The following is a 23664-nucleotide window of genomic DNA, read 5'->3' as shown; positions in this document are numbered from 1 at the left end:
GATCAAACTCTCATTAAAAGTTTGAGTTCTCACTCATTTCTGTCACTGACAGATTTATTGTTTTTTTCATTGTTCAGTACTACAACCTTAGTTGTAGTGCCCTGCACATTGGTTCGTCTTGTTCAGTTTTCAAAGGTCTTTGTCACTCGCTTCTCTCAAGTGACAACTATATTAGTATATCACAGCCGCTTTCGCTTGTCAACACTTTTTTGAAACTTTTTTAATCTTTTTTCATCAAGTGCCTCAACCNCAANANACCATAGTCCGTACGGGATTCGAACCCGTGTTACCGCCGTGAAAAGGCGGTGTCTTAACCCCTTGACCAACGGACCTGAGTTGTTATTTTCAACTCTTACTATTATACAGACTTTTTCACCTTTGTCAACACCTTTTTTATCTTTTTTCATTTTTTGCATGGCTTCCTAGTATGTACGGATGTCAAACTCTTTAAATACAATACGTAAGTCTCTTAATACTCTTTGACGACCTCGGAAGCGTTCATTTCTTAAGACGCGTTCTAACTCTTCTTGTTTATCTTTACTTTGTTTGTTTCTATAATTTCTTAGTGTCTCATGAAAGAGATAATAATCATCTAGCCAGAGACCTCCCTCGCTTATACGATGACTAAGCTCACCTACTTCTTCATAGGGTTCTTTATCATATCTTCGTTTTTGACTTTCTTGCTTACGGATATAGTCTAGGATTCGATTCCGAAACTTGGTTTTAAAATATTTCCTTAAACGAGGAATATCTTCTGCCAGCTCTTCTTCTCTACTGATCAATTCATGTAAGCAAATCATACCCTCTTGTTCCCAATCCGATAGCTCACATAAATGAAGGTAATATTCATTTCTACACTTGTACACAATTCCCTGGACTTCTTTATACAATTCTTCAATCATATTGTTCCCCTTTCTAGATACAGTCTAACAGATTCAGAAACACTTTTGGCACATTTCATCCATTCTGCACCCTTTAGCTCCTCAACTGCACAAAAAAGAGAGGGCAAGCCTCTCTTTGGGTTATAATTCTGCAATTTGGTTTAGGTTTACTTCTGCTATTGTGTCATTACCAAACATAGAGATAATCATCTTCACTTTATTGTTATCAATCTCTGTAATCTTACCAGTATAATCTGCAAAAGCACCATCAATGATACGTACAGTTTGACCAACTTCAACATCGATATCAAACTCTTGTACAGTTTGTCCCATAGAAACCAAGATATCACGGATTTCTTGTTCCAATAATGGAGTTGGTTTTGATCTATTTCCGTGAGATCCGACGAATCCTGTAACGTTTGGTGTATTTCGAACAACAAACCAAGCTTCATCTGTCATGACCATTTCTACAAGAACATAACCTGGAAAGCGATTTTCTTCTACTTCTTTTCTCTTTCCATTTTTTTCAACTTGCACTGTTTGTGTTGGAATTTCAACACGTAAAATATTATCCAACATATTGTAGGTTTGTGCACGTTGTAATAGATTTTCTTTTACCTTATTTTCATAACCAGAATAGGTTTGTAAGACAAACCATCCTTTATCAAAACTATCCATGATACTTCCTTTCATAATAGAAGATTTCTAGCGCGAATAACTCCACAGGTCTTCTAAAAAATATTAATAAATCGAATCAAACCTGAAACAATCAACTTGTCAAAAATATAAATAATCACAACAAAGAAAGCAGTGTATTCCATGATAGACCGAAAATCTCTCCAGCTTTCCTTGCGAGTTGGCCATGTTGTGTCTTTAAGAAGTCTAAAAATATCTCCAATAAAACGCATCGCTCTCTCCTATCTCGTTTCTCTGTGTGTAGTGTACTTACCACAATGTTTACAAAATTTATTTACTTCTAGTCGTGTTGGCTTGGGGTTTCCGCTGATCTTGATTGAATAGTTTCTCGAACCACAAACCGCACAAGCTAGGCTTGCTTTTTTTAGTGCCATAACGCCTCCATCTTATCTATTATAACAAGAAAGCTAGGCTTTGACAAGCATCTTAACGAAATAGATTGACTACCGAATCCCATATCGTTTGAGCCTTTTCCTTAATCTTCGCATCCGAGATAGCACGGCTAGCCTCATCTACCAGATTTTGTGCACGACTTCTAATATCAGAAAGGCTATTATCCGACTGATTTTCTTCATTACTCTGTACTTGATTTCTTGTATTGGCTGGTGCAATTCCATTTTGCTTATAAGCATTTTCAACTGTAAAGGTACTTCCTGGCGTATAAGGTAAAATGGTATTTGCAATGTTTCTAAAGACATGGGCTGCACCGTTTGAAGTAGAGCCAGCTAGATAGTGGCTTTCATCAGTGGTAGGGAAACCAAGCCAGTGACTAATCACTACATCCGGAGTATAACCAATTACCCACTGGTCACTTGTGTATTCAGGATTGAAAACAGCTTCAGTTGTTCCAGTTTTTCCTGCCACGACATAGTCTGCAGGCGATGAACTAACACCGGTACCGTTGGTGAATGTCCCCAACATCATACTAGTCATCTTGTCAGCTACAGACTTATCAATCACCCGTTTTTGTGAATTTTTATGGCTCGCAATAACCTGCCCACTAGCATTTTCAATTCTACTAATAAAATGAGCTTCCGGCATTAAACCTTCATTTGCAAAAGCAGCATACGCTTGAGCCATTTGAAGAGGGTTGGTTTCAACACCGCTTCCCAAGGCGACACCAAGAACACGATCGACTTTTTCCATATTGAGTCCGAATTTTTCGCCCGCCTCAAAAGCCTTATCAACTCCCAAATCATTAACAGTGGCAACAGCAGGCAGATTAAGCGATTCTGCCAAGGCTTGATACATAGGAACTTCTCGACTAGTTTTGATCCCTGCATAGTTATCAACCTTATAGCTGTCATACTGCATAGTATGGTTATCCAACTGCTTATTCAAAGCCCAGCCAGCTTCAACTGCAGGCGTATAAACAACTAAAGGCTTAATTGTAGAACCAGGGCTACGTTTTGATTGAGTTGCATAGTTGAAATTCCGGAATTCAGTTTTATCATTGTCAGCAACTTGACCGACAACTCCACGAACTCCACCTGTTTTCGGTTCGAGAGCTACACTTCCTGATTGAGCAAATGTTCCATCCTCTGCCCTCGGAAATAGCGCTGTATTTTCATAGACAACCTGCATATTTGCTTGATAGTTTTGGTCCAGCTCTGTGTAAATGCGGTAGCCATTATTGACAATTTCTTCCTCTGTTAGATTATACTTGGAAATGGCTTCGTTAACCACCGCATCAAAGTAAGAAGGATAGCGATAATCTGAGATTTTTCCTTCATACTTATCGTGCAATTGCGAAGTCATATCAACTTCTGCAGCTTCGGTTTCTTGGTTTTTATCAATGTAACCCGCTGCAAGCATATTTTGCAAGACAGTATCACGACGATTAGTAGAATCTTCTACAGATTTCAAGGGGTTATACAGTTCCGGTCCTTTGAGCATCCCTGCCAGAGTCGCAGCTTGATCCAGACTCACTTCTGATGCAGAAACTCCAAAGTATTTCTTACTCGCATCTTCTACACCCCACACACCATTTCCAAAATAGGCATTGTTAAGGTACATGGTTAAGATCTGATCCTTACTATATTTTTTTGTTAATTCTAAGGCAAGGAAAAATTCTTTTGCTTTTCTCTCAACAGTTTGATCCTGCGACAGATAGGCATTTTTAGCCAGCTGTTGAGTAATAGTAGAACCACCACCTGAACGACCAGCAGTGACAATCGCCAAGAAGAAACGACCATAGTTAATCCCGTCATTTTTATAAAAAGAACGGTCTTCTGTCGCAATAACGGCATTCTGCAAATTTTTACTTATATCAGTCAATTCAACATAAGTTCCTTTTTGACCAGATAAGGCACCAGCCTCTTTTTCTTCACGGTCAAAAATGATAGTCCGAGTTTTCAAGGCGTTTTGCAAATCGTTAACATTGGTTGACTTAGCTACAGCAAACAAATAGGTTCCAACTAGCAAGCCTGCACTCAAACCTAGTATAAGGACAATCTTTGTTAGATGATAACGACGCCAGAATTTTCGAATTGGACCTACTTGGGCTAATTTTTTTCGATCACTACGAGAGCGACGTAAGCTAGTAGAATCAGAATCCTCTGATTCACTTGTTTCTTTTTTAAAAAGAGAAAGAAATTTCTCAAATAATTTATCTAATTTCATGCGTTTATTTTATCATCTTCGTCATAGGAAGACAAGAATTTAGCTATTTCCTATCCAAATAGGGCTTTTTTTGTTACAATATCTGTATGAAATTCACATTTACATTACCAGACTCTCTACCTCAAATGACGGTAAAGCAATTACTTGAGGAACAACTCCTCATCCCTAGAAAAATCCGTCATTTTTTGAGAATCAAGAAACATATTTTGATAAATCAAAAAGAAGTTCATTGGAACGAGATAGTAAATCCTGGAGATGTTTGCCAATTGACTTTTGACGAGGAAGATTATCCCGAAAAAGAAATTCCTTGGGGCAACCCAAAACTTATTCAGGAAGTTTATCAAGATCAACACTTGATTATTGTAAACAAACCCGAGGGAATGAAAACGCATGGTAATCAGCCAAGCGAAATCGCCCTTCTTAACCATGTCAGTGCCTATGTTGGCCAAACCTGCTATGTCGTTCATCGTCTGGACATGGAAACCAGCGGTTTAGTTCTTTTTGCTAAAAATCCTTTTATCCTCCCTATTCTCAATCGCTTATTGGAGAAAAAAGAGATTGCTAGAGAATATTGGGCACTTGTTGACGGAAATATCAACAGCAGAGAGCTTGTTTTCAGGGACAAAATCGGACGTGATCGCCATGACCGCAGAAAACGAATAGTTGATACAAAAAATGGGCAATATGCCGAAACGCATGTAAGCAGATTAAAGCAATTCCCAGACAAAACTTCCTTGGTTCGTTGCAAACTAAAGACCGGGCGAACCCATCAGATTCGTGTGCACCTTTCGCATCATAACTTCCCTATTTTAGGCGACCCTCTCTATAATAGTAAATCAAAAACAAGTCGGCTTATGCTCCACGCCTTTCGACTGTCCTTTACCCATCCGCTTACTCTAGAGAAATTAAGCTTCACTACCCTATCAGATACTTTTGAAAAAGAGTTAAAAAAGAATGGATGATAGCGTCATCCATTTTTAAATATTTAAAAAGCAAGACCAGAGGCCTTGCTTTTTATCGACTCAAGAATTATTTAGCGATTTTTGCGAAGTATTCAAGAGTACGAACAAGTTGTGCAGTGTATGACATTTCGTTGTCGTACCATGATACAACTTTAACCAATTGTTTACCGTCAACGTCAAGAACTTTAGTTTGAGTTGCGTCAAACAATGAACCGTAAGACATACCTACGATATCTGAAGATACGATTGGATCTTCTGTGTAACCGTATGATTCGTTTGAAGCTGCTTTCATGGCTGCGTTCACTTCATCAACAGTAACGTTCTTTTCAAGAACAGCTACCAATTCAGTAACTGATCCAGTTGGAGTTGGAACGCGTTGTGCAGATCCGTCAAGTTTACCGTTCAATTCTGGGATTACAAGACCGATAGCTTTTGCAGCACCAGTTGAGTTAGGAACGATGTTTGCAGCACCAGCGCGAGCACGGCGAAGGTCACCACCACGGTGTGGTCCGTCAAGGATCATTTGGTCACCAGTGTAAGCGTGGATAGTAGTCATCAATCCTTCAACAACACCAAAGTTATCTTGAAGAGCTTTAGCCATAGGAGCCAAGCAGTTTGTAGTACATGAAGCACCTGAGATAACTGTTTCAGTACCGTCAAGAACGTCGTGGTTAGTGTTGAATACAACTGTTTTAACGTCGTTTCCACCAGGAGCAGTGATAACAACTTTTTTAGCTCCACCAGCGTGCAAGTGTTTTTCAGCAGCTGCTTTCTTAGCAAAGAAACCAGTAGCTTCAAGAACGATTTCTACACCGTCGTTAGCCCAGTCGATTTGTTCTGGATCACGTTCAGCAGAAACTTTGATGAATTTACCGTTAACTTCAAATCCACCTTCTCTAACTTCCACAGTACCGTCGAAACGACCTTGAGTTGTGTCGTATTTCAACAAGTGTGCAAGCATAACTGGATCTGTAAGGTCGTTGATACGAGTAACTTCAACACCTTCTACGTTTTGGATACGACGGAAAGCAAGACGACCGATACGTCCGAAACCGTTAATACCAACTTTAACTACCATTAGTGATTTCCTCCTTATGAAAATCATGAAATTTTTATTGTGAAAAGAGTAACTTGAATCACTACAAATCACCTTTCAACAAACCTATTATATAACTATTTGAGTTGAATTGCAAGTACGGGCATTGTTTTTCTATGTCAGTTTCTTTTTAAGGCTATAAATCAAGAACTCCCTTACTATTCATATCGTAGCGATTCTACAGGATCCATTTTACTAATTTTACGTGCTGGGAAGTAGGCTGAGACATAACCAAGTAACAGAGCGAAAGCTAGAGTTCCTAAAATAGATAGAAGATTTAATTCAAAAACCTTAGTGATGGATGGGTAAAAGTGATTTACAACCGCATTCGCCAAACTTCCCACCCCTTGTGCAACCAAAAATGCCAGCAGCAAGGCAATACCTACAATCCAGATAGCCTCGTAAATAAAAATTCCTTTGACATCGCGATTTTGATAACCAACTGCCTTCATGACACCTATTTCCTTAGAACGTTGCATGATATTGATGTAAATGATAATACCAATCATGACCGCGGCTACCACAATAGCTTGTGATGAAAGCACAATCAACAATCCCTGAATGACACGAATAAAGGTAATCACAATATCAAGAACCCTCTGTTGAGAAAGCACAGTATACTTCTTATTTTTCTGTAATTCTTCTGTTACCGTTTTTGTCTGTGATGGATCTTTGAGTTCCAAGATAAAATAAGATACAGCTTTTGTAAATCCAGCCTCTTTCAAAATCGTTTCCATTTGATGAGACGGCATGAAACTGTTGCTGTCCTCCATGTCATCTTCATCATTGATTACACGTACAATCTTCGTTTGAAATTGAGCAGTCTTGCTAGCTTCGGCAGCATTTTCTACAATACTTGCTGAGACTGATTTGCCAATAAGATCAGTAGCTGTCAGATTGTTTCCTGTCTGTTCATTCCAATTTTTTAGTAAACTGCTTGGAATCGTCAAGCCCTGTTCATTTGCATCAGTATAGAGGGAACCGGCTAATACTTTGTCCGCCTCATTACTACTAACAGAAATACTTGTATCCTCATAGAGACTCACTACTTGAGCATAAGAAGGCATCGTTTGACTCAGATCCATTTCTTGACCATCTATAGTAATATTTGACATGGTCATCCCAAAAGGACTCTCCAAATATTTAATAGCTTCTTTCCCAACTGTATCCGTGATATAGTTCTTATCATCTTGGTTCAAAAAGCCTCGTCCAGCATTTTCTGTATTTAAAGCAATCTGAACTTGAGAAGGGATTTGACCTCCATTCGTATTTTCATCAATCATCGAAATCAAAGCATTTCCCAAGCCGAAAGAAATTAAGACTCCTACAAAACCGATTGAGGTTGCTAGCGCAATCAATAGGTTACGCCACTTTCTTTCCATAAAGTTATTTAAAGAAAGTTTGAATTTNTTTTTCAATGATAATCCTTTATTTTTTGACTTCTTCAACGACTTCACCATCCTTCATTTTGATAATCACGTCTGCATATTCAGCAACCTCTGGATTATGGGTTACAATCAATACTGTTTTCCCTGTTTGGGCTAAATTTTTAAATACCTCCAATACCTTTTCTTGGGATTGAGAATCCAGCGAACCCGTTGGCTCATCTGCTACAATCATATCAGGCTGATTTACCAGTGCACGCGCGATTGCTACACGTTGCTTTTGCCCGCCAGAAAGCTGTTTAACATTTTTAGCCATAAAAGGCTCCATGCCCAAGTTACTTAATTGCTCCTTTGCAATCATTGTCATCTCCCTATCAGATAAATCTTTGACATAGAGAGGTAGCTTGACATTGTCCAAGACAGACTGATGAGGAATGAGGTTAAAATTTTGAAACACAAATCCAATCTTATCTTTACGAAATTGAGTTAGTTCAATCTCTGATAAGTCACGGAGGGATTCCCCTTTAAATTCTAAAACTCCTTCATATTGTCTATCTAGACCACTGATAATGTTTAGCAAGCTAGTTTTGCCACAGCCTGACGGACCGTAAATCGCTGTAATTTTACCTTTTGCAATCTGCAGGTTAATATTTCTTAGAGCCTGCTCTTGATGTTTACCGTCCAAAGTGTAAAACTTTGAAATATTTTTAATGGATAAAATGAACATTCTTTCCCCCTTGTTTAAAACCGTTATCGTCATACATCATACTTATAGAAAATCCTTCAAGCTACTTCAGCACTGATTTCCCACCCTTTAAGCCTACTACTTAGAACTTTCTCTCTATTCCCTAGTTTGCTTCTGGATGTATATCAAGTAAAATTCATTTTAACAAAAAAGCGACATTTCTCCAATGACAGAAATGTCACTCCTATAAACTCTTTAACGATATCTTTCTAGATCCTCGGCCCATTCATTATCTAAACTAACGAGTAACTTCTCATTGCCAAACATCCTTGCCATCATTTTTGCTTCTTCATACTTTTGTTTGGCTGTTTCATAATCCATCTGAATATAATATTTCCACTCAATCATCGAGACAATCGGTTGTTTTTGAAAATCTCGTGTTTTTTGCCCTATTTTATTTAAGGTCTCGACTGCCCTCTTAAAATAATGAAGCAACCCCATAACCTCTATACAAGTTAAAGAAGCTAACAAGGAGTCTCTAAGTAAGTCCAAACAATCGAACTCTATCTTATCAACCTGAGAACTTAATTTGTCATGAAAATAAAGAATAGTTTCATGCTCAGACTTTTTTATCTCACCCTCGTTTAAACCATCCATTAACTGACAAAGAAAATACAGTCTCAATTTCAACAATTCCTCAGCCTTATATACATCTCTGGATAGTAAGTCTTGAAGACTGTCCTCAATCACACCACTTCCGTATAAAGAATTACTAGTCGCTCTCACTGCATCTATTGCCTGAAGGCAGTCCACTATCATCTTCTCATCACGGGGCAGGTCATCATAAAAACACTCAAAAATCTCATCAAAATATTCTTCCTTTTGTTCTTGCAACTCCTTGTCTCCATAGTCAGGGTGATGTAAAAGAAAGTACTTTAATTCTTGGTAGCGTTTAGGCAGTTCCTTATAATCTGGCATCAAGACGTAGGATGGAATTTCTAATCTATCTGCAATATATTCTAGTGTTTTTATAGTCGGTCGAAATTCTCCTTTTTCGATTCTCACCAACTGACGCACTGATAATTCAGACTCATCCCCACAAAAAACTGGACGACTAAGTCCTTTCTCCTCTCTTAAAAGTCGCACTTTATCCCCTAACTCATTTATCTTGTTCATTTGCCCCTCGCATGATTATAAAAGATTTGATTTTCAAATAAATATATGCGATGATTATACCATTTTTCAAATAGAATTACAAAAAAAGAGACAGGGATTCCCTGCCTCTAGGCTGATAAACAATTATTTACGGCGTCCTGGTCTTTCTTTGTAGCCATAGTAAGAATCTTCGATGATTTCTTGCATATGGTCAACCATTGGAAGGCGTGGGTTAGCTGGTGAACATTGGTCTTCGTAAGCAAGGAAGGCTAATTCACGTGAATGTTCTTTCCATTCTTTTTCGTCGATACCTTGTGCTTTGAAGTTCATTTGGATACCTACGCGCTCACCAAGTTCATAGACAGCTTTTGCGTAAGATTCCACACCTTCTTCTGGAGTAGAAGCTGGAAGTCCAAGCATACGAGCGATATCTTGGTACTTCTCATCTGCACGGTAGTAGTTGTACTTAGGCCATGTTGCTGTCTTAGCTGGACGTGTACCGTTGTAGCGGATGACGTATGGAAGCAAGATAGCATTTGTACGACCGTGGATTGTGTGGAATTGCGCACCAATCTTATGGGCCATTGAGTGAGAAATACCTAGGAAGGCATTGGCAAAGGCCATACCAGCGATTGTTGAAGCGTTATGCATTTTCTCGCGTGAATGGAAGTCTGCATTCTTAACTGAGCTTTCAAGGTTTTCGAATACAAGTTTGATGGCTTGAAGTGCAAGACCATCAGTGTAGTCGCTAGCCATTTGTGATACGTAAGCTTCAGTCGCGTGGGTCAATACGTCCATACCAGTGTCCGCAGCAACAAATCCAGGAACTGTCAATACCAAAGCAGGGTCTACGATTGCCACAGTTGGTGTCAATGAGTAGTCAGCGATTGGGTATTTACGGTTATTTGCTTTATCAGAGATAACGGCAAATGGTGTTACTTCAGATCCTGTACCAGATGTTGTTGGGATTGCGATGAATTTAGTCTTCTTACCAAGCAACGGGAATTTGAAGGCACGTTTACGGATATCCATGAATTTTTGTACAAGGTCACGGAAGTCTACTTCTGGTTGTTCGTAGAAGAGCCACATTACTTTAGCAGCATCCATTGGAGATCCACCACCAAGAGCGATGATTGTATCTGGTTTGAAGGCACGCATGATTTCAGTACCACGTTCAACTGTAGTGATATCTGGATCTGGTTCTACATCAGCAAAGATTTGGTAAACAACCTTATTGCGACGAAGATCAAGTTGTTCGATGATACGATCAAGGAAACCAAGCTCTACCATGGCATGGTCAGTAACGATCATGACACGCTCAACGTCACGACATTTTTGAAGGTATTGAATTGAATCACGTTCAAAGTATGTTTTTGAAGGAAGTTTCATCCATTGCATGTTATTTCTCCGTCTTCCGACTTTTTTGATATTCAAGAGGTTAATGGCACTAACGTTATCCCCAACTGAGTTGCGTCCGTAAGAACCACATCCAAGTGTCAATGATGGCAAGAAGGCATTGTAAACGTCCCCGATACCACCGAAAGTAGAAGGTGAGTTACAGATAACACGAATAGCTTTAACAGCTTTACCAAATTCTTTAGTCAATTCTTCATCAGCTGTGTGGATGGCTGCTGAGTGCCCAAGACCGTTAAATTCAACCATTTGACGAGCTTTGGCAATACCATCTTCACGGCTTTCAGATTTCAAAACTGCGATAACTGGTGACAATTTTTCACGGGTCAATGGCTCGTTTTCACCAACTTCTTTACATTCTGCAGCAAGAATGTTTGTTCCTTCTGGAACTGTAAATCCTGCTTGTTCTGCAATCCAAGTTGCTGGCTTACCAACGATGTCAGCGTTCAATTTCGCACCAGCACAGTTTTTGCTGTTTGCTTTCACGCCGAAGCAGAATTCTTCAAGAAGAGCTTTTTCTTTTTTGTTTACAAAGTAAGTGTGGTAAGATTTGAACTCTGCTACAAATTCATCGTAAATTTCTTTATCAATGATAACCGCTTGCTCTGAGGCACAGACCATACCGTTGTCAAATGATTTAGACATTACGATATCGTGTGCAGCTTGGCGGATGTTAGCTGATTTTTCAACATAAGCTGGAACGTTTCCGGCACCTACTCCAAGAGCTGGTTTACCACATGAGTATGCAGCTTTAACCATGGCATTACCACCTGTTGCAAGGATTGTTGCAACACCTTCGTGGTTCATAAGCGCACTAGTTGCTTCCATAGATGGTTCAGTAATCCACTGTACACAGTTTTCAGGAGCACCTGCTTTAATCGCAGCATCACGAACGATTTGAGCTGCGTGAGCTGATGATTCTTGAGCTGATGGATGGAAGGCAAAGACGATTGGGTTACGGGTCTTCAATGAAATCAATGATTTGAAGATTGCTGTTGATGTTGGGTTTGTTGTTGGAGTGATACCACAAACAACGCCAACTGGTTCAGCGATAAGAGTCAAACCTGTTACATCGTCTTCTTCGATAACGCCAACCGTTTTAGTGTGGCGCATGTTGTTTACTACGTGTTCACAAGCAAACAAGTTCTTAGTCGCTTTATCTTCGAATACACCACGTCCTGTTTCTTCAAAGGCATGTAAAGCCAATTCTCCGTGGGCATCCAAAGCTGCTACTGATGCTTTGGCAACGATGTAGTCAACTTGCTCTTGATCCAATTTACGCATTTCTTCAAGGGCAACTAGAGCTTTTTGCACCAAGCCATCGACATGCTTTTCAGCAGCGAGTTTCTTTTCTTCTGGTGTCACAGTTTTTTTATCAGCCATATTTTCCTCCATAGCTTTCAAGGATTGATATCCTTTGTTAATTTTTTCACAAGTTTATTATAACGCATTATTTCAACTTTGTAAACAGTTTCATAAACATTTCACAAAGAATTTTTTATTGTTTGTGAATTTTTTCTCATTTTCTTTACTTATCAAGTTTTTTCTTTAGAGTTTGTGAAATGAATTTCAAATATTTTTTTATTTCACAAGCTTGATTGGAAGAGGAGATTGGAAAGAAAAGGATTTGCAGGTAAGCGCTTACTTTTAGATGCTAACAATACCTCCTTTGATAAGGAGGCTTTATTTTTGTTGAAAAACGCCTTGTTTAAAAGTCCCTTCATAAACGACTTCTTGTTCTGTTGTTAGTTTCCCTTTTCCTTCAGCCTGACCATTTACAAAATCACCTTCGTAGGTCCAGCCTTCTTTAGATTGAAAGGTACCTTTTCCGTTGAAGGCTCCATTGTTGAAACCACCTGTATATTGGTCTCCATTTTGGAAAGTAATGGTACCTTGTCCATTCATTTTACCACGCACAAGACTGCCGTCGTAAACAATCGTTCCATTATCAAGCTTTAGAACACCTTTTCCGGGAATATTTAAAAAAAAGACGAGTACAGCACAAAAAACAATGGCAACTACTGCTAAAAGTTCTAAACGTGGACGAGTCAGATACACTCGATACTTTTCGTAAAAATTCTTAAGATTTTCCACCTTCACTCTCCTTTTCTAAACGTTCTAACCAAGCTTGACAACCCTCTTGAACACGCTGATAGGTTTCCTCAAAATCTCCTGTATACCAAGGATCTGGAACACTTTCAGATGCAAATGAGTAAATCTTATCTTGACAGTCTACTGGACACATCTGACGTAGGTCAGAAACATTTGAAGCATCCATTCCGATAATATAATCAAAGGCTTCAAAATCTTCCTTACTAATCTGAAGCGATGTTTTGGCTTTATCGTAAGGAATCTGATACTCTTGAAAAATCCCTTGAGTTCCCTTATGAATCGGATTGCCATGTTCCCAAGAAGAAGTCGCTCGACTTTGGATTTCATAATTATCTGTCATTGATTTCATAACAAACTCAGCCATAGGACTACGGCAAATATTCCCCAGACAGACAAAGACTAGTTTTTTCATCCCATTTCCTTTCTTTTATAGAAAAACGGGAGTTAGTAATCCCGTCTTATTTTTCAATTGCACCTTCGAGTGAAGCTGTTTCTTTAAGTGGTAATACTGTCTTGATAGCAGCTAGTTCAAAAGTCAAGTAAACCCCATCTACATCAAGAACAATTGTTTTCTTTTCTGTATCTACTTCATCGACTGTTCCATAAAGTCCACCGATTGTGATCACTTCATAGCCTTTTTGAAGCTTGTTCAAGCTTTCCATACGCTTTTGTGCTTGTTTCTTTTGAGAACGTTGCATAAAGAACATCAAGGCAAACATACCTACAAGCATGATCACAAATGTTAAATTTGGACTAATATTTTCCATAGTATTTTCTCCTTTGTATTTTACATAGGACTACTATATCAAATTTCAGCTACTTTTACAAGATTGTGCCTTGTTTTTCTAGTAAGAAAAACCAGAGCTTGCGCCCTGATTTTTAGGATTATTTCAAGTCTTGAACGACTTTTACAAGATTTTCTACAGTAAAGCCATATTCTACCAATACTTTTGGTGCTGGGGCAGAGGCTCCGAATGTATCAATACCAAGAACAGCACCATCTAGACCAACATATTTGTACCAGTTTTGAGTTGCACCCATTTCGACTGCAACACGACGGCGAACTGCATTTGGAAGAATTTCTTCCTTGTATGCTGCATCTTGTTTATCAAAGACATCTGTAGATGGCATGCTGACTACACGGACTTTTGCTCCTTGACTAGCCAATTCTTTGGCAGCTGAGACAGCAAGATTAACCTCTGAACCTGTTGCAATCAAGATTGTATCAAAGTCTGCTGCATTTTCGTAGACAACATAGGCACCTTTTGCAACCTTGTCAAAGTCTGTTCCCTCTTCAACAGTCAAGTTTTGACGTGTCAAGACAAGGGCAGTTGGTGTTTTTTCACTTGTCACTGCAAGGTACCAAGCTGCTTGCGTTTCACGCGCATCTGCTGGACGGAAAACATTCAAATTTGGCATGGCACGAAGACCTGCTAAGTGCTCAACTGGTTCGTGCGTTGGACCGTCTTCCCCAACCGCGATTGAATCGTGAGTAAAGACATAAGTCACAGGAAGTCCTTGCAAGGCTGACAAGCGGACAGCTGCCTTCACATAGTCAGAGAAGACGAAGAAAGTTCCACCATATACACGAAGTCCACCATGAAGAGCCATCCCGTTCAAGATCGTTCCCATTGCAAATTCACGAACACCAAACTGAATGTTACGGTTCAAGCGATTTGCATCGTCTTGAAGTCCATCTGTTTTGATGTAAGTCATGTTTGAGTGAGCAAGGTCCGCTGATCCACCCAAGAAGGTTGGCAACTTAGCAGCTACAACGTTCAAAGCATCTTGGCTTGAATTACGAGTTGCTTGAGAGAAGCCATTTTCTAAGGCCGGGAAGTCTGCTGGAGTCACTTCAACTGGATCACGTCCATCGATAATAGCCTCTACTTCTTTAGCCAATTCTGGATGCGCTTCTTTATAATCAGCAACTAATTTTGTCCAAGCTTGATAAGCTGATGCGCCACGATCTGCAACATTTTCTTTGAAATCAGCATAAACTTGCTCTGGGATTTCAAATGGTTCATAGTCCCAACCGAGCGCTTGGCGAGTTGCTGCAGTTTCATCTGCTCCAAGAGGAGCACCGTGTACGGCCTTAGTTCCCTGTTTGTTTGGAGAACCGTATCCAATAACAGTCTTCACTTCAATCAAAGATGGCTTACCTGAAGCTTTAGCTGTTTCGATAGCAGCATGGATAGCTTCCAAGTCTGTTCCATCTTCAACCAAGGCTGTATGCCAACCATAAGCATTATAACGGTCACGAACACTTTCTGTAAAGGAATCCTTTGTCTCACCATCCAAGTTGATGTCATTTGAATCATAAAGAACAACCAACTTGTCTAGTTTTTGCAAACCTGCGTATGAAGCCGCCTCACTTGAGACACCTTCCATCAAGTCTCCGTCTCCACAGATAACGTAAGTATAGTGGTCAAAGATATTGTAGCCTTCGCGGTTATATTTGGCTGCCAAGAAACGCTCTGCCTGGGCAAAACCAGTAGCAGTTGAAATTCCTTGACCTAAAGGACCTGTTGTAGCATCAATTCCTGCTGTATGGCCAAATTCTGGGTGACCTGGTGTTTTTGAACCCCATTGACGGAAGCTCTTGATCTCATCCATGCTGACATCTTCAAAACCAGAAAGATGAAGAAGGGCATAAAGGAGCATTGAACCATGGCCTGCTGAAAGAATAAAGCGGTCACGGTTAATCCAGTTTGGTTGAGCCGGATTGATACGAAGTTGTTTTGTAAAGAGGCTGTAAGCCATCGGAGCTGCTCCCATAACCACACCTGGGTGACCTGAGTTGGCTTTATTAATGGCGTCAATACCTAGGAAACGAATTGCATTAACAGATAGATTTGACATAGAATTTCCTTTCTATTTGAGGTGATTATTGAATCACACATTCTATTTTACTATTATATGAAAAAATACATAGAATAGCAATTAAACAATTCGACGTAAATAAGTATTCTAGTTGCTATCCTCTAGTCGCCTGATAGTAGGGAAGTAAGCGTTCATAAGCATCTTCTAATTTTTCTAAAATCACTTCTAATGATTGAGTTTCTACAAAAGAAACATCTGCTTTAACTAACACTTTTCGGATTTCTTGACCGCCTACCTTCTCGACTAAGACCTGACGATTTTCTTCGCTCGCCTCCCACCGTTGACTTTGACCATCAGAGTAGACTAGATAATAAATCCCTTCAACGGTTGGAATTTCTAAAACTTTGGCTTGCTTGCCTAGAGTTTGGTCATCTTTCTTGCGCTCGATGAAACTGACTTCTAAAGAAATTCCAAAATCAGTAGATGTCCCGTACAAACGTAAGGCCAGCATTGGCTCTGTCATTTGTCCGTCTCTCTGTATATAAACCCAAAAATGTGGTCGTAAACGTTGCGCCTGATTCATCCACTGGCTAGTCTGTTGGAGTTGCCATTCTAGATGGCTTGCTTGAAAGGCTTTAGCCAGTTCTGTAAAAGCCTTTCGTGCCTCTTGACCTTTGTGGCGCAATTCCAACATCTTCTCTCGCTCATCTCCAGACTTATCCGGATTACGATACTGCAAACCAGCAAAGTCTAAATAGTCTCTTATCTTATTCAACATTAATTTAATCTCCTCCAGCTAGCAAAAAATCAGGAGAACCCTGATTTTGTTTATTCTGTATCTACAACGACATAGCGATTTGGCTCATCACCCTCAGAGTAACTAGTCACGCCATCCATACGTGAAATAATACGATGGATAATCTTACGTTCGCTATTTGACATTGGATCTGTTTGATGACTGCGCCCTTCTTCTAAAACACGAGTCGCCAATTTTTGCGCATAGGTCTGCAAGACTTCTGCACGGTGTTCAACATAATCATTAACGTTGATTGTGATGTAGAAGGTTCTTGAATAACGGTTGTAAAGATAATTTTGAGCCAATAGTTGCAAGGCCTTCAAAACTTTACCATGGTAACCGATAATACGCCCTGGTTCGTTAGTATCAATTTGCAAATTGATGCTACGACGGTTATAATCATTTGAAATCGTCGCCTCAACGTCCATATCATCAATGATTGTTTGGACATAAGTCGTTACTTCCGTAGCTACTTGTTCAATGTCAAAACTCGGTTCAACCTTTAAGCCCAAATCTTCTAATTCTTGACTTTCAGTTCGTTCAGCTTGAGTCTCGACAATAGGAGTTTCTACTTCTTCCCCGAAACCAGATTCTTCAAGCTGTAATTCATTTAAAATCTCAATATGCCCAGTTTCTTCTAAGATGGTGTTAGCATGTTTTTCATTTTTCAAAATCTCAGCCTTAACTTCATCAGAAACCCCTTGGCCTTCTTCTTCAATCTTTTTAATTGCTTCTACAACATGCCCTAAATCAACAGTCGCTTGACTGACTGTTTTAACTGGTTCATTTTGTTCGTTAATTTCGTTAGGAACACCCTTTACAGCCTGCTGATTAGCTTTAATGACCGTTGTTTCACTAATAGCTTCAATATCAACTTGAGCTGGTTTTTTACCAAATAAACCAAGAAAGCCATTTTTTTCACGAGAAATGACTTTGATGTGAGCCTTCAGTCTTGGGATATCTAATTCTTTCAATCCTTTCTGGATTGCTTCTTCAACAGTTGAACCTGTAAATACTACCATTACCAGATTCCTCCTTATTATTTCGTTTTCTGAGCCTTTTTCTTGGCTTTTCTTTTTCTATTTTCCAAATCTTTCTGTGCCTGAACTACCGCCTCGCGCTCTGCGATAATCTTGAATGGATTGTTCAAGAAATAGGTTTGCAAGACTTGATAAGCATTGGACACTGTCCAGTATAGGGCGACTCCACCTGGTGCATAAACTGCAAAGATAAAGATCAAGACTGGAATCCCATACATCATCGCAGTCGTAGCGCCATTACTCTCAGACAAGGCTTTGTTGGACAACCAAGTACTTAAAAAGGTAAATACTGCCGCTAAAATCGGAAGAACAAGGGTTGTATCCACACCACCAAGGTTAATCCATAAGAAATGACCTGTCTTTAAAAAGTCAACTCTTGATAGAGCTTGGAACAGGGCCAAAATAACTGGCATCTGAATCAAAATCGGCCAAAGAGAATCCGACTGTCTGACACCCATTTCTTTAAAGACTTTACGCATTTCCTGCTCTAGCTTGGTTCTGCTTTCCATATCTCGACCCGGATATTGTTCTCGCAACGCCTTAATACGTGGTTGAGCTTCCTGCATTTTTCTGGACGCCACCATTTGCACTTGAAAGACTGGCAAGAGTACTGTACGAATCAAGATTGTAAAGAGAATAATCCCCACTCCAATACTAATATCAAACGATAAAAAGCGAATGACTTCTGCAAAGAAGTAAACAAACTTACTCCAAAAATCAGTCGAATCTGCCGTAATATCGCTAGTTGTCCCATTAGTTGCACAGGCTGTCATGATAAATAGAGATAAACCTAGCAAACTAGTCAACTGTAGTTTCTTTTTCACTCCCATTTCCTTCCTGGTAAATCTTTGATAATTTTAATACGTGGAGTAGATTTTTCTCCATCTCTGCGTATCCCAAGGTTTCAACCCCTTTTCGAGCAATGACAACAAAGTCGACATCTTCTACCAGACTCCCTTTTGCATTCTGGATAATATGCCGAATTCGTCGCTTAATTTGATTTCTAGTGACGGCATTCCCAAGTTTTTTGCTAACTGATAGACCTACTCGAAAATGGTTTTTCTGATTTTCTAGTTGGTAGACAACAAATTTGCGATTGGCAAAACTTGTCCCTTCCTTGAAAATTGCCTTAAAATCTTTCTCTCTTTTTACACGAAAGTTTTTCTTCAAAACTCAACTCCATCTATTAAATTACTACTATTATACCATATTTTTCAAAAAAGCCAATCATAGCAAGGTTTTGGACAATTTCACCATAAAAAGAAGCTGGAAAAATCTCTTTCCCAACTCCTTGTACGGAATATTTTTACTAGTTTTACTTATTTTTTCAAGCGTTCAACGTCACGGGCAATGACCAATTCTTCATCAGTTGGAATAACCAAAACACGGATCTTCGCTGCCTCTGTTGAGATGTCTCCTGTCACGCCAAAGACGTTCTTTTCTGGATCAACATCACAGCCAAACCAAGAGATACCTGAAATAACATCTTCACGTACATTTGCAGCATTTTCACCGATACCTGCAGTAAAGATAATAGCATCTGCTCCATTTAAGACTGCAAGGTATTGACCGATATGTTTTTGGATACGGTCAACATACATTTCATAGGCTAAAGTGGCATCGTGGTCCCCTTCTTCCATAGCAGCAATCACATCACGCATATCACTAGATTTACCTGAAACCCCCATTAGTCCTGATTCACGATTAAGAACGTGACTAATGTCTTCAGGCGTGTTAAAGTCCTCTGTATATTGCATTAAGTAAGGAATGATAGCTGGGTCAATATCTCCTGTACGAGTTCCCATCATCACACCACCAAGTGGAGTGAATCCCATTGAAGTATCAACAGATTGACCGCCCTTAACTGCTGTAATAGAAGCACCATTACCGATGTGGCAAGTAATCAATTTTAAGTCTTCTAATGGACGTCCCAAGAGTTTTGCAGCTTCTCCTGCTACAAACTGGTGACTTGTACCGTGGGCACCATATTTACGAACCTTGTTTTCTGTGTAATATTTTGTTGGTAGAGGGTAGCAATAAGCTTTCTCTGGCATAGTTGTGTGGAATGAAGTATCAAAAACAACTACACTGGTAATATCTGGCAACAATTCCTTGAAGGCACGAACACCTGCTGCATTGGCTGGATTGTGGAGAGGAGCCAACAAGCTCAACTCTTCAACTTTTTCTAAAACATCTCCCTCAACGACTGTTGATTCTTTGAAATACTCTCCACCAGCCACAACACGGTGTCCAACACCAGTAATCTCATCATAAGTCTTGATAATATCGAAACGAATCAAGTCATCCAATAAAATTTTAACAGCTTGTGTATGATTTTCGATATCCAAAATTTGTTGTTCAGAACGGCCATCAAATTTTACAGTTGAAATTGAATCTTTCAAACCAATCCGTTCAATTAAACCTTTAGCAAGAACTTTTTCCTCTGGCATTTGATAAAGTTGCCATTTCAAACTTGAACTTCCCGCATTGATTGCAATTGTTTTTGTCATAACATGATACCCCTTTTTAAGCGTTTTCATCTATTATAACAAAATCTATTTTATATTTCAGTACCTTGAGTCCATTTTTGAAAATTTTCTTTAAATTTCATTAAAACACTTGCATCTTGCAAACTAGCAAGTGGATAAACAAAAGGATCTACTGCTGTTTCACTTTTCTTCTGTAAGATAAAAATTGTCTTGGATTGTTTAGCACTGGCAAAAAGATTTTCAGGCAAACTAATCATGGCAGTCAGACTTGCCTCCTCTTTCAACCAACCTTTCAACAAGTCACTTTGAGGACTGGTCAACAAATCACTCGGAGCTAGAAAAATAGCGTAGCCATCTGATTTGAGGTACTTAAGCCCTTGTTCCATGAGCAAGTGATGGGCGTAGGTATTTTCTTGACTAGAAGCAACTTGATGACGCGACGCAACGGCGTCATCAGGATAATAGCCAACAGGCAAGTCGCTGATGACCACATCGCTTTCTTTGAGCATTTGTGGACGAACGGCATCTCCTTGAACAAAAGAAGCCTCCAAACCAATCACATCTGCCATGCTAGCTGCCAAATCAATCAGCAAATCATCCACTTCCATTCCCAGGTAATCCACTTTTTTAGCAAGCGAGGTCAAGAAAGTAGCACCCAGAATCCCCATTCCAGAACCCATTTCGAGGATAGTGATTTCCTCCTCTTTAAACAACTCTTCCACAATAAACACCAAAAGTAAAGCAATGGCATCTGGCGTAAACTGGTGATTGGCCTGTAGGGGCTCTGTCTGCCCAGCCTTCATCAAGAGAAACTGGTAGGTCTTGAGCCACTCTTCCTTGCGAAGCGCTAAACGCTTAAGGGCTTGATTGTTCTCTTTTACCTGATTTAGCTCAGTCTCACCATCCAGATAGATGCTGTTTTGCTCCACCAAGGCGTCATAAAAATTGGTCGCCAAATCACTTTGGATGACTTGGACATTCTCCAGTAAATACGTATAAGCTTGTTCAATTTTTTCAAAATCCATATTCCTATCTTATCAAATTTCCCTCCTTTTTTCCATCCTTATAGAAAAATCACTCCCTGACTAGGCGAGTGATTTTTGGGATACTGTTAAAAAGAGTTCTGAATAATTTCCCTGAAAAAGGTCGTCAGCGCTATAGAGAGTCTGACTATGCACAGATGAAAAACCGTTCTCAATTAGCTGTTTTTCCAGTTCAGTCAATTCAAAGCCGTGATGGTTAGCTTCCGCCTTGGTAAAATCAGCAATGAGGAGTTGTCCATCTTTCCTCAAATGTTGATGAAACAGTGAGAGAGCTGCATCCACATCAGGCATATGATGAAGAACCCGACAAACAACAATGAGATCAAACTCTTGCTTCAAGGGACTTTTCAATAAATCTTGTTCCAAAAACTGGATATTCTTGATGTCTTGCTGCTCTGCTTTCAAACGAGCTTGCTCCAGCATTTTCTCAGAAATGTCTACAAGAGCGACAGACTTAGCCTGCTTGGCTAGGGGCAAGGCTAATAGACCCGTCCCACCACCAAAATCCAGAATTTCTTTGTCTGATAGAAGATCAATCTGTTTCTCGACCGCTTGACAAACCAAGTTTGCAAGAAAGATATTTTTAGTTGAATCAAAAGTTTCTGCTTTGTGATTAAAATCATGTTTCATGCTTTTAGTTTAGCACAAAGTATCTTGATTGGCTAGGAATTCTCTTGCTTTTCAGACTTCTTTTCTGATTTTTTCTTCTCCGCTTTTTCGATTGGATCAGTCGCTACCTCTTCCTTTTTATCCGTTTTCTCTTCTTTGATTTTGACTGAAGGAAATAAGAACTCATATTGGCTCCTAGGCGTGCGAACCCTTGTCACCAAGTTTGTTTTCTTATTTTGATAGCTCACCTGACCCAGATTAAAGGCCTGTTCCCCACTTTCTTGCTCAACCTTATCTTTGATTCGCTTGGCCATGGCAAAAGCGATTAACTTTTCTTTATTTAAAGCATAGTCTTGATAGTGGGCGACTTGTCGGTCCAAATAGAACTGCAATAAAAGGCTGAAAATGGCTGCCATGGTGACTGCATAGAGGAGAACTCCTGCCCTAACTTTTTGCTTTTTCCACACGATAGATGAACTCCCTTTCTAAGCCTTTTTGAAACTGGAAACGAAAACGAACCACTTGATTTTCCTCTGTAATCTGTGCTGATTTGAGTCCATAAACCATGGGCTGATAACCTCGTCCACTGGCATCAGTTTTCCGAAAATCGTCCGATTTAGACTTGCCTATCGCAATTTCCTTGCCATCCTGCTTCATATAAATGCGGTCGCCTTCCACTTTTTCGAACTGTGAACGGTCTAATTCTGCCTCCAGCTGGTCCACAAACAAGAGCCACTCCTTTTGCTCGCTTTGTTGCTGGTAGCGAACTTCTGAAATGAGGAGCTGACTCATAGCTTGAAAGAGAAGTAAGCTTCCACTGATGACAATGAGGGCAATCAGTGATTCTAACAGGGTAAAAGCCTTAATCTTATGGCTCTTTGATAGCCAACAACTGTTCTGAACCATGATAAACCTCCAATCCCTTTTCACTAGAAAACACCTGAATCTCAACTCCGTTGATGTTCAACTGATTTTGACCTGTCTGCAGGGCCATCTTAGCTACACGCAAGACTTCTTCCTTTTGCAAAACTTTTGCTTCTTCTTGCCTATTCTTTTGAATTTGTCCCAAAAGGAGGGTTGCAATACTGGCAAAAATAGCTAGAGCGACTACGGCTTCCAGTAAAATCACTGCCCTAATTTTTTGTTTCCTTAATGCGTTTAATTTTTCCATTTCCTAGATATAATTGATAGCGAATCGCTCCTTTACTGGTCTGAAATTCAACCTTAGCCAGGGACGAATTGCCCCCAGATCGGTCAAATGTAATACTTTGTCCTGATGGTGCCTGAATTCCCTTAGGAACTGACAACTTTTGACTGCCATTACTGATCATCTGCCCATCTAAGTTCAGACTAGCCTTTTGCTGACTGGCTACACTGCGTTTTTGGGTTTCCCGATAAAATTCCTCAAACTCCATAAAGAAAATCTGCTCCTCTACCGTAGCAAAAGTGGACTGGACAGAGCCGGACAAGCCCAAGGCAATGATACTCACAAGTCCCAAAACCAAGAGACTTTCCAGCATGGTAAAGGCCTTAATCATTGACTTTACGATTTGTTCCTCCATTTTTAGCATAGTATTCATTATAAGCTTTAGCCTGTTCTTCTGTGATTCTCCCATCTGCTTGTAACTTGCTTAGGCTAGCATCTTCATTTTTATCTAAGCTATAAAGCTCTGCCTGGCTTTCCACCACCTTAACAACAGCAGCTTTTCCTTTGTCGTTGACTGCTTCTTTTTGCTTGGTCAGATTAGGTACAAAGAGCAAGAGAAGCACGCTGATGATGAGCAAGACCACCAACATCTCCACAAGTGTAAAAGCCTTCACTTTCGCTTTTTTCAAGAATGTCATCATTTTTTTCAT

At 39.7% G+C, this 23664-nt stretch carries 27 protein-coding genes and 1 tRNA gene; 1 reads left to right on the top strand and 27 read right to left on the bottom strand.

What is annotated here, in order from left to right; genetic code table 11:
* Positions 1 to 260 precede the first annotated feature (260 nt).
* The 6 genes from D8837_RS06520 to pbp2a all read right to left on the bottom strand — a co-directional run bounded on the left by D8837_RS06520 (position 261) and on the right by pbp2a (position 4199).
* A tRNA-Glu gene (locus D8837_RS06520) sits at positions 261 to 332 on the bottom strand.
* A gap of 90 nt (positions 333 to 422) precedes the next feature.
* Positions 423 to 902, bottom strand: a complete 480-nt coding sequence (locus tag D8837_RS06515; RefSeq protein WP_125456547.1) for a sigma-70 family RNA polymerase sigma factor — start codon at positions 900 to 902, stop codon at positions 423 to 425.
* Positions 903 to 1022: 120 nt separating this feature from the next.
* Positions 1023 to 1559, bottom strand: a complete 537-nt coding sequence (gene nusG / locus D8837_RS06510; protein ID WP_049492454.1) for a transcription termination/antitermination protein NusG — start codon at positions 1557 to 1559, stop codon at positions 1023 to 1025.
* Between the two features lie 53 nt (positions 1560 to 1612).
* Complete coding sequence (gene secE / locus D8837_RS06505) at positions 1613 to 1789, bottom strand: preprotein translocase subunit SecE (protein ID WP_001210990.1); 177 nt, start codon at positions 1787 to 1789, stop codon at positions 1613 to 1615.
* Between the two features lie 9 nt (positions 1790 to 1798).
* Positions 1799 to 1951 (bottom strand): 50S ribosomal protein L33, encoded by a 153-nt coding sequence (gene rpmG / locus D8837_RS06500; RefSeq protein ID WP_001809375.1) that lies wholly within the window; start codon positions 1949 to 1951, stop codon positions 1799 to 1801.
* 52 nt (positions 1952 to 2003) lie between these two features.
* Positions 2004 to 4199 carry a penicillin-binding protein PBP2A gene (pbp2a, locus tag D8837_RS06495; RefSeq protein WP_125456546.1) on the bottom strand — a complete coding sequence of 732 codons (2196 nt, stop codon included), beginning with the start codon at positions 4197 to 4199 and terminating at the stop codon, positions 2004 to 2006.
* Between the two features lie 86 nt (positions 4200 to 4285).
* Here pbp2a and D8837_RS06490 point away from each other — a divergent pair, with 86 nt between their 5' ends.
* Positions 4286 to 5161 (top strand): RluA family pseudouridine synthase, encoded by an 876-nt coding sequence (locus D8837_RS06490; protein WP_080998465.1) that lies wholly within the window; start codon positions 4286 to 4288, stop codon positions 5159 to 5161.
* Between the two features lie 67 nt (positions 5162 to 5228).
* Here the strand turns inward: D8837_RS06490 and gap are convergent, their stop codons facing one another.
* The 21 genes from gap to comGC all read right to left on the bottom strand — a co-directional run bounded on the left by gap (position 5229) and on the right by comGC (position 23664).
* The gene (gene gap, locus D8837_RS06485; protein ID WP_000260687.1) at positions 5229 to 6239 is read right to left on the bottom strand and encodes a type I glyceraldehyde-3-phosphate dehydrogenase; all 1011 of its coding nucleotides are present in this window, start codon (positions 6237 to 6239) and stop codon (positions 5229 to 5231) included.
* A gap of 176 nt (positions 6240 to 6415) precedes the next feature.
* The gene (locus tag D8837_RS06480) at positions 6416 to 7717 is read right to left on the bottom strand and encodes an ABC transporter permease (RefSeq protein WP_185755681.1); all 1302 of its coding nucleotides are present in this window, start codon (positions 7715 to 7717) and stop codon (positions 6416 to 6418) included.
* The gene (locus D8837_RS06475; protein ID WP_004262463.1) at positions 7686 to 8369 is read right to left on the bottom strand and encodes an ABC transporter ATP-binding protein; all 684 of its coding nucleotides are present in this window, start codon (positions 8367 to 8369) and stop codon (positions 7686 to 7688) included. The genes D8837_RS06480 and D8837_RS06475 overlap by 32 nt, the downstream gene beginning before the upstream one ends.
* A 213-nt stretch (positions 8370 to 8582) precedes the next feature.
* Complete coding sequence (locus D8837_RS06470; protein ID WP_060627202.1) at positions 8583 to 9503, bottom strand: helix-turn-helix domain-containing protein; 921 nt, start codon at positions 9501 to 9503, stop codon at positions 8583 to 8585.
* Between the two features lie 123 nt (positions 9504 to 9626).
* Positions 9627 to 12278, bottom strand: coding sequence for a bifunctional acetaldehyde-CoA/alcohol dehydrogenase (gene adhE, locus D8837_RS06465; protein WP_084950460.1), 2652 nt, complete (start codon positions 12276 to 12278; stop codon positions 9627 to 9629).
* A gap of 300 nt (positions 12279 to 12578) precedes the next feature.
* Positions 12579 to 12989: an MORN repeat-containing protein gene (locus tag D8837_RS06460; protein WP_000429317.1), complete on the bottom strand. Its 411-nt coding sequence runs from the start codon at positions 12987 to 12989 to the stop codon at positions 12579 to 12581.
* Complete coding sequence (locus D8837_RS06455; RefSeq protein WP_061864940.1) at positions 12976 to 13419, bottom strand: low molecular weight protein-tyrosine-phosphatase; 444 nt, start codon at positions 13417 to 13419, stop codon at positions 12976 to 12978. The genes D8837_RS06460 and D8837_RS06455 overlap by 14 nt, the downstream gene beginning before the upstream one ends.
* Positions 13420 to 13465: 46 nt before the next feature.
* Complete coding sequence (gene yajC / locus D8837_RS06450) at positions 13466 to 13765, bottom strand: preprotein translocase subunit YajC (RefSeq protein ID WP_061865023.1); 300 nt, start codon at positions 13763 to 13765, stop codon at positions 13466 to 13468.
* A gap of 127 nt (positions 13766 to 13892) precedes the next feature.
* Positions 13893 to 15869 (bottom strand): transketolase, encoded by a 1977-nt coding sequence (gene tkt / locus D8837_RS06445; RefSeq protein ID WP_125456545.1) that lies wholly within the window; start codon positions 15867 to 15869, stop codon positions 13893 to 13895.
* 115 nt (positions 15870 to 15984) lie between these two features.
* Complete coding sequence (locus tag D8837_RS06440; protein WP_125456544.1) at positions 15985 to 16608, bottom strand: ribonuclease P; 624 nt, start codon at positions 16606 to 16608, stop codon at positions 15985 to 15987.
* Between the two features lie 50 nt (positions 16609 to 16658).
* Positions 16659 to 17648, bottom strand: coding sequence for an RNA-binding cell elongation regulator Jag/EloR (jag, locus tag D8837_RS06435; RefSeq protein WP_125456543.1), 990 nt, complete (start codon positions 17646 to 17648; stop codon positions 16659 to 16661).
* A 17-nt stretch (positions 17649 to 17665) separates the two neighbouring features.
* Positions 17666 to 18490, bottom strand: a complete 825-nt coding sequence (locus tag D8837_RS06430) for a membrane protein insertase YidC (RefSeq protein ID WP_221762429.1) — start codon at positions 18488 to 18490, stop codon at positions 17666 to 17668.
* The gene (gene rnpA / locus D8837_RS06425) at positions 18465 to 18836 is read right to left on the bottom strand and encodes a ribonuclease P protein component (protein WP_000739245.1); all 372 of its coding nucleotides are present in this window, start codon (positions 18834 to 18836) and stop codon (positions 18465 to 18467) included. The genes D8837_RS06430 and rnpA overlap by 26 nt, the downstream gene beginning before the upstream one ends.
* A gap of 149 nt (positions 18837 to 18985) precedes the next feature.
* Positions 18986 to 20176: an acetate kinase gene (locus D8837_RS06420; RefSeq protein ID WP_125456541.1), complete on the bottom strand. Its 1191-nt coding sequence runs from the start codon at positions 20174 to 20176 to the stop codon at positions 18986 to 18988.
* Between the two features lie 50 nt (positions 20177 to 20226).
* Positions 20227 to 21180, bottom strand: coding sequence for a class I SAM-dependent methyltransferase (locus D8837_RS06415; protein WP_125410140.1), 954 nt, complete (start codon positions 21178 to 21180; stop codon positions 20227 to 20229).
* A 60-nt stretch (positions 21181 to 21240) separates the two neighbouring features.
* Positions 21241 to 21828 carry a class I SAM-dependent methyltransferase gene (locus tag D8837_RS06410; protein WP_125410141.1) on the bottom strand — a complete coding sequence of 196 codons (588 nt, stop codon included), beginning with the start codon at positions 21826 to 21828 and terminating at the stop codon, positions 21241 to 21243.
* Between the two features lie 32 nt (positions 21829 to 21860).
* Positions 21861 to 22274, bottom strand: a complete 414-nt coding sequence (gene comGG, locus D8837_RS06405; protein ID WP_125456540.1) for a competence type IV pilus minor pilin ComGG — start codon at positions 22272 to 22274, stop codon at positions 21861 to 21863.
* A complete protein-coding gene (comGF, locus tag D8837_RS06400; RefSeq protein WP_000250509.1) occupies positions 22252 to 22713 on the bottom strand; it encodes a competence type IV pilus minor pilin ComGF in 462 nt (153 codons plus the stop codon). The genes comGG and comGF overlap by 23 nt, the downstream gene beginning before the upstream one ends.
* On the bottom strand, positions 22676 to 22978 hold the full coding sequence (gene comGE, locus D8837_RS06395; RefSeq protein ID WP_260468878.1) for a competence type IV pilus minor pilin ComGE: 303 nt from the start codon (positions 22976 to 22978) through the stop codon (positions 22676 to 22678). The genes comGF and comGE overlap by 38 nt, the downstream gene beginning before the upstream one ends.
* Entirely contained in the window at positions 22941 to 23345 is a 405-nt protein-coding gene (gene comGD / locus D8837_RS06390) for a competence type IV pilus minor pilin ComGD (RefSeq protein ID WP_260468880.1), read from the bottom strand. Before comGD ends, comGE begins: the two co-directional genes overlap by 38 nt.
* Positions 23338 to 23664, bottom strand: coding sequence for a competence type IV pilus major pilin ComGC (comGC, locus tag D8837_RS06385; protein WP_125456538.1), 327 nt, complete (start codon positions 23662 to 23664; stop codon positions 23338 to 23340). Before comGC ends, comGD begins: the two co-directional genes overlap by 8 nt.

The sequence above is a fragment of the Streptococcus mitis genome (genome assembly GCF_003942965.1).
Classification (GTDB): Bacteria; Bacillota; Bacilli; order Lactobacillales; family Streptococcaceae; genus Streptococcus; species Streptococcus mitis_BH.
Note: the sequence above shows the minus strand (reverse complement) of the source record. Positions and strands in the feature narration are given on the sequence as shown.

Excerpts from the sequence above, each read along its gene's own strand:
- D8837_RS06515 (WP_125456547.1), bottom strand. The coding sequence starts at position 902 with ATGATTGAAGAATTGTATAAAGAAGTCCAGGGAATTGTGTACAAGTGT.
- D8837_RS06455 (WP_061864940.1), bottom strand. The coding sequence starts at position 13,419 with ATGAAAAAACTAGTCTTTGTCTGTCTGGGGAATATTTGCCGTAGTCCT.
- adhE (WP_084950460.1), bottom strand. The coding sequence starts at position 12,278 with ATGGCTGATAAAAAAACTGTGACACCAGAAGAAAAGAAACTCGCTGCT.
- secE (WP_001210990.1), bottom strand. The coding sequence starts at position 1,789 with ATGCGTTTTATTGGAGATATTTTTAGACTTCTTAAAGACACAACATGG.
- D8837_RS06420 (WP_125456541.1), bottom strand. The coding sequence starts at position 20,176 with ATGACAAAAACAATTGCAATCAATGCGGGAAGTTCAAGTTTGAAATGG.
- nusG (WP_049492454.1), bottom strand. The coding sequence starts at position 1,559 with ATGGATAGTTTTGATAAAGGATGGTTTGTCTTACAAACCTATTCTGGT.
- comGE (WP_260468878.1), bottom strand. The coding sequence starts at position 22,978 with ATGGAAAAATTAAACGCATTAAGGAAACAAAAAATTAGGGCAGTGATT.
- D8837_RS06475 (WP_004262463.1), bottom strand. The coding sequence starts at position 8,369 with ATGTTCATTTTATCCATTAAAAATATTTCAAAGTTTTACACTTTGGAC.
- D8837_RS06470 (WP_060627202.1), bottom strand. The coding sequence starts at position 9,503 with ATGAACAAGATAAATGAGTTAGGGGATAAAGTGCGACTTTTAAGAGAG.
- comGD (WP_260468880.1), bottom strand. The coding sequence starts at position 23,345 with ATGATTAAGGCCTTTACCATGCTGGAAAGTCTCTTGGTTTTGGGACTT.
- D8837_RS06490 (WP_080998465.1), top strand. The coding sequence starts at position 4,286 with ATGAAATTCACATTTACATTACCAGACTCTCTACCTCAAATGACGGTA.
- jag (WP_125456543.1), bottom strand. The coding sequence starts at position 17,648 with ATGGTAGTATTTACAGGTTCAACTGTTGAAGAAGCAATCCAGAAAGGA.
- tkt (WP_125456545.1), bottom strand. The coding sequence starts at position 15,869 with ATGTCAAATCTATCTGTTAATGCAATTCGTTTCCTAGGTATTGACGCC.
- D8837_RS06410 (WP_125410141.1), bottom strand. The coding sequence starts at position 21,828 with ATGAAACATGATTTTAATCACAAAGCAGAAACTTTTGATTCAACTAAA.
- D8837_RS06415 (WP_125410140.1), bottom strand. The coding sequence starts at position 21,180 with ATGGATTTTGAAAAAATTGAACAAGCTTATACGTATTTACTGGAGAAT.
- D8837_RS06440 (WP_125456544.1), bottom strand. The coding sequence starts at position 16,608 with ATGTTGAATAAGATAAGAGACTATTTAGACTTTGCTGGTTTGCAGTAT.
- comGF (WP_000250509.1), bottom strand. The coding sequence starts at position 22,713 with ATGGTTCAGAACAGTTGTTGGCTATCAAAGAGCCATAAGATTAAGGCT.
- gap (WP_000260687.1), bottom strand. The coding sequence starts at position 6,239 with ATGGTAGTTAAAGTTGGTATTAACGGTTTCGGACGTATCGGTCGTCTT.
- pbp2a (WP_125456546.1), bottom strand. The coding sequence starts at position 4,199 with ATGAAATTAGATAAATTATTTGAGAAATTTCTTTCTCTTTTTAAAAAA.
- comGC (WP_125456538.1), bottom strand. The coding sequence starts at position 23,664 with ATGAAAAAAATGATGACATTCTTGAAAAAAGCGAAAGTGAAGGCTTTT.
- rpmG (WP_001809375.1), bottom strand. The coding sequence starts at position 1,951 with ATGGCACTAAAAAAAGCAAGCCTAGCTTGTGCGGTTTGTGGTTCGAGA.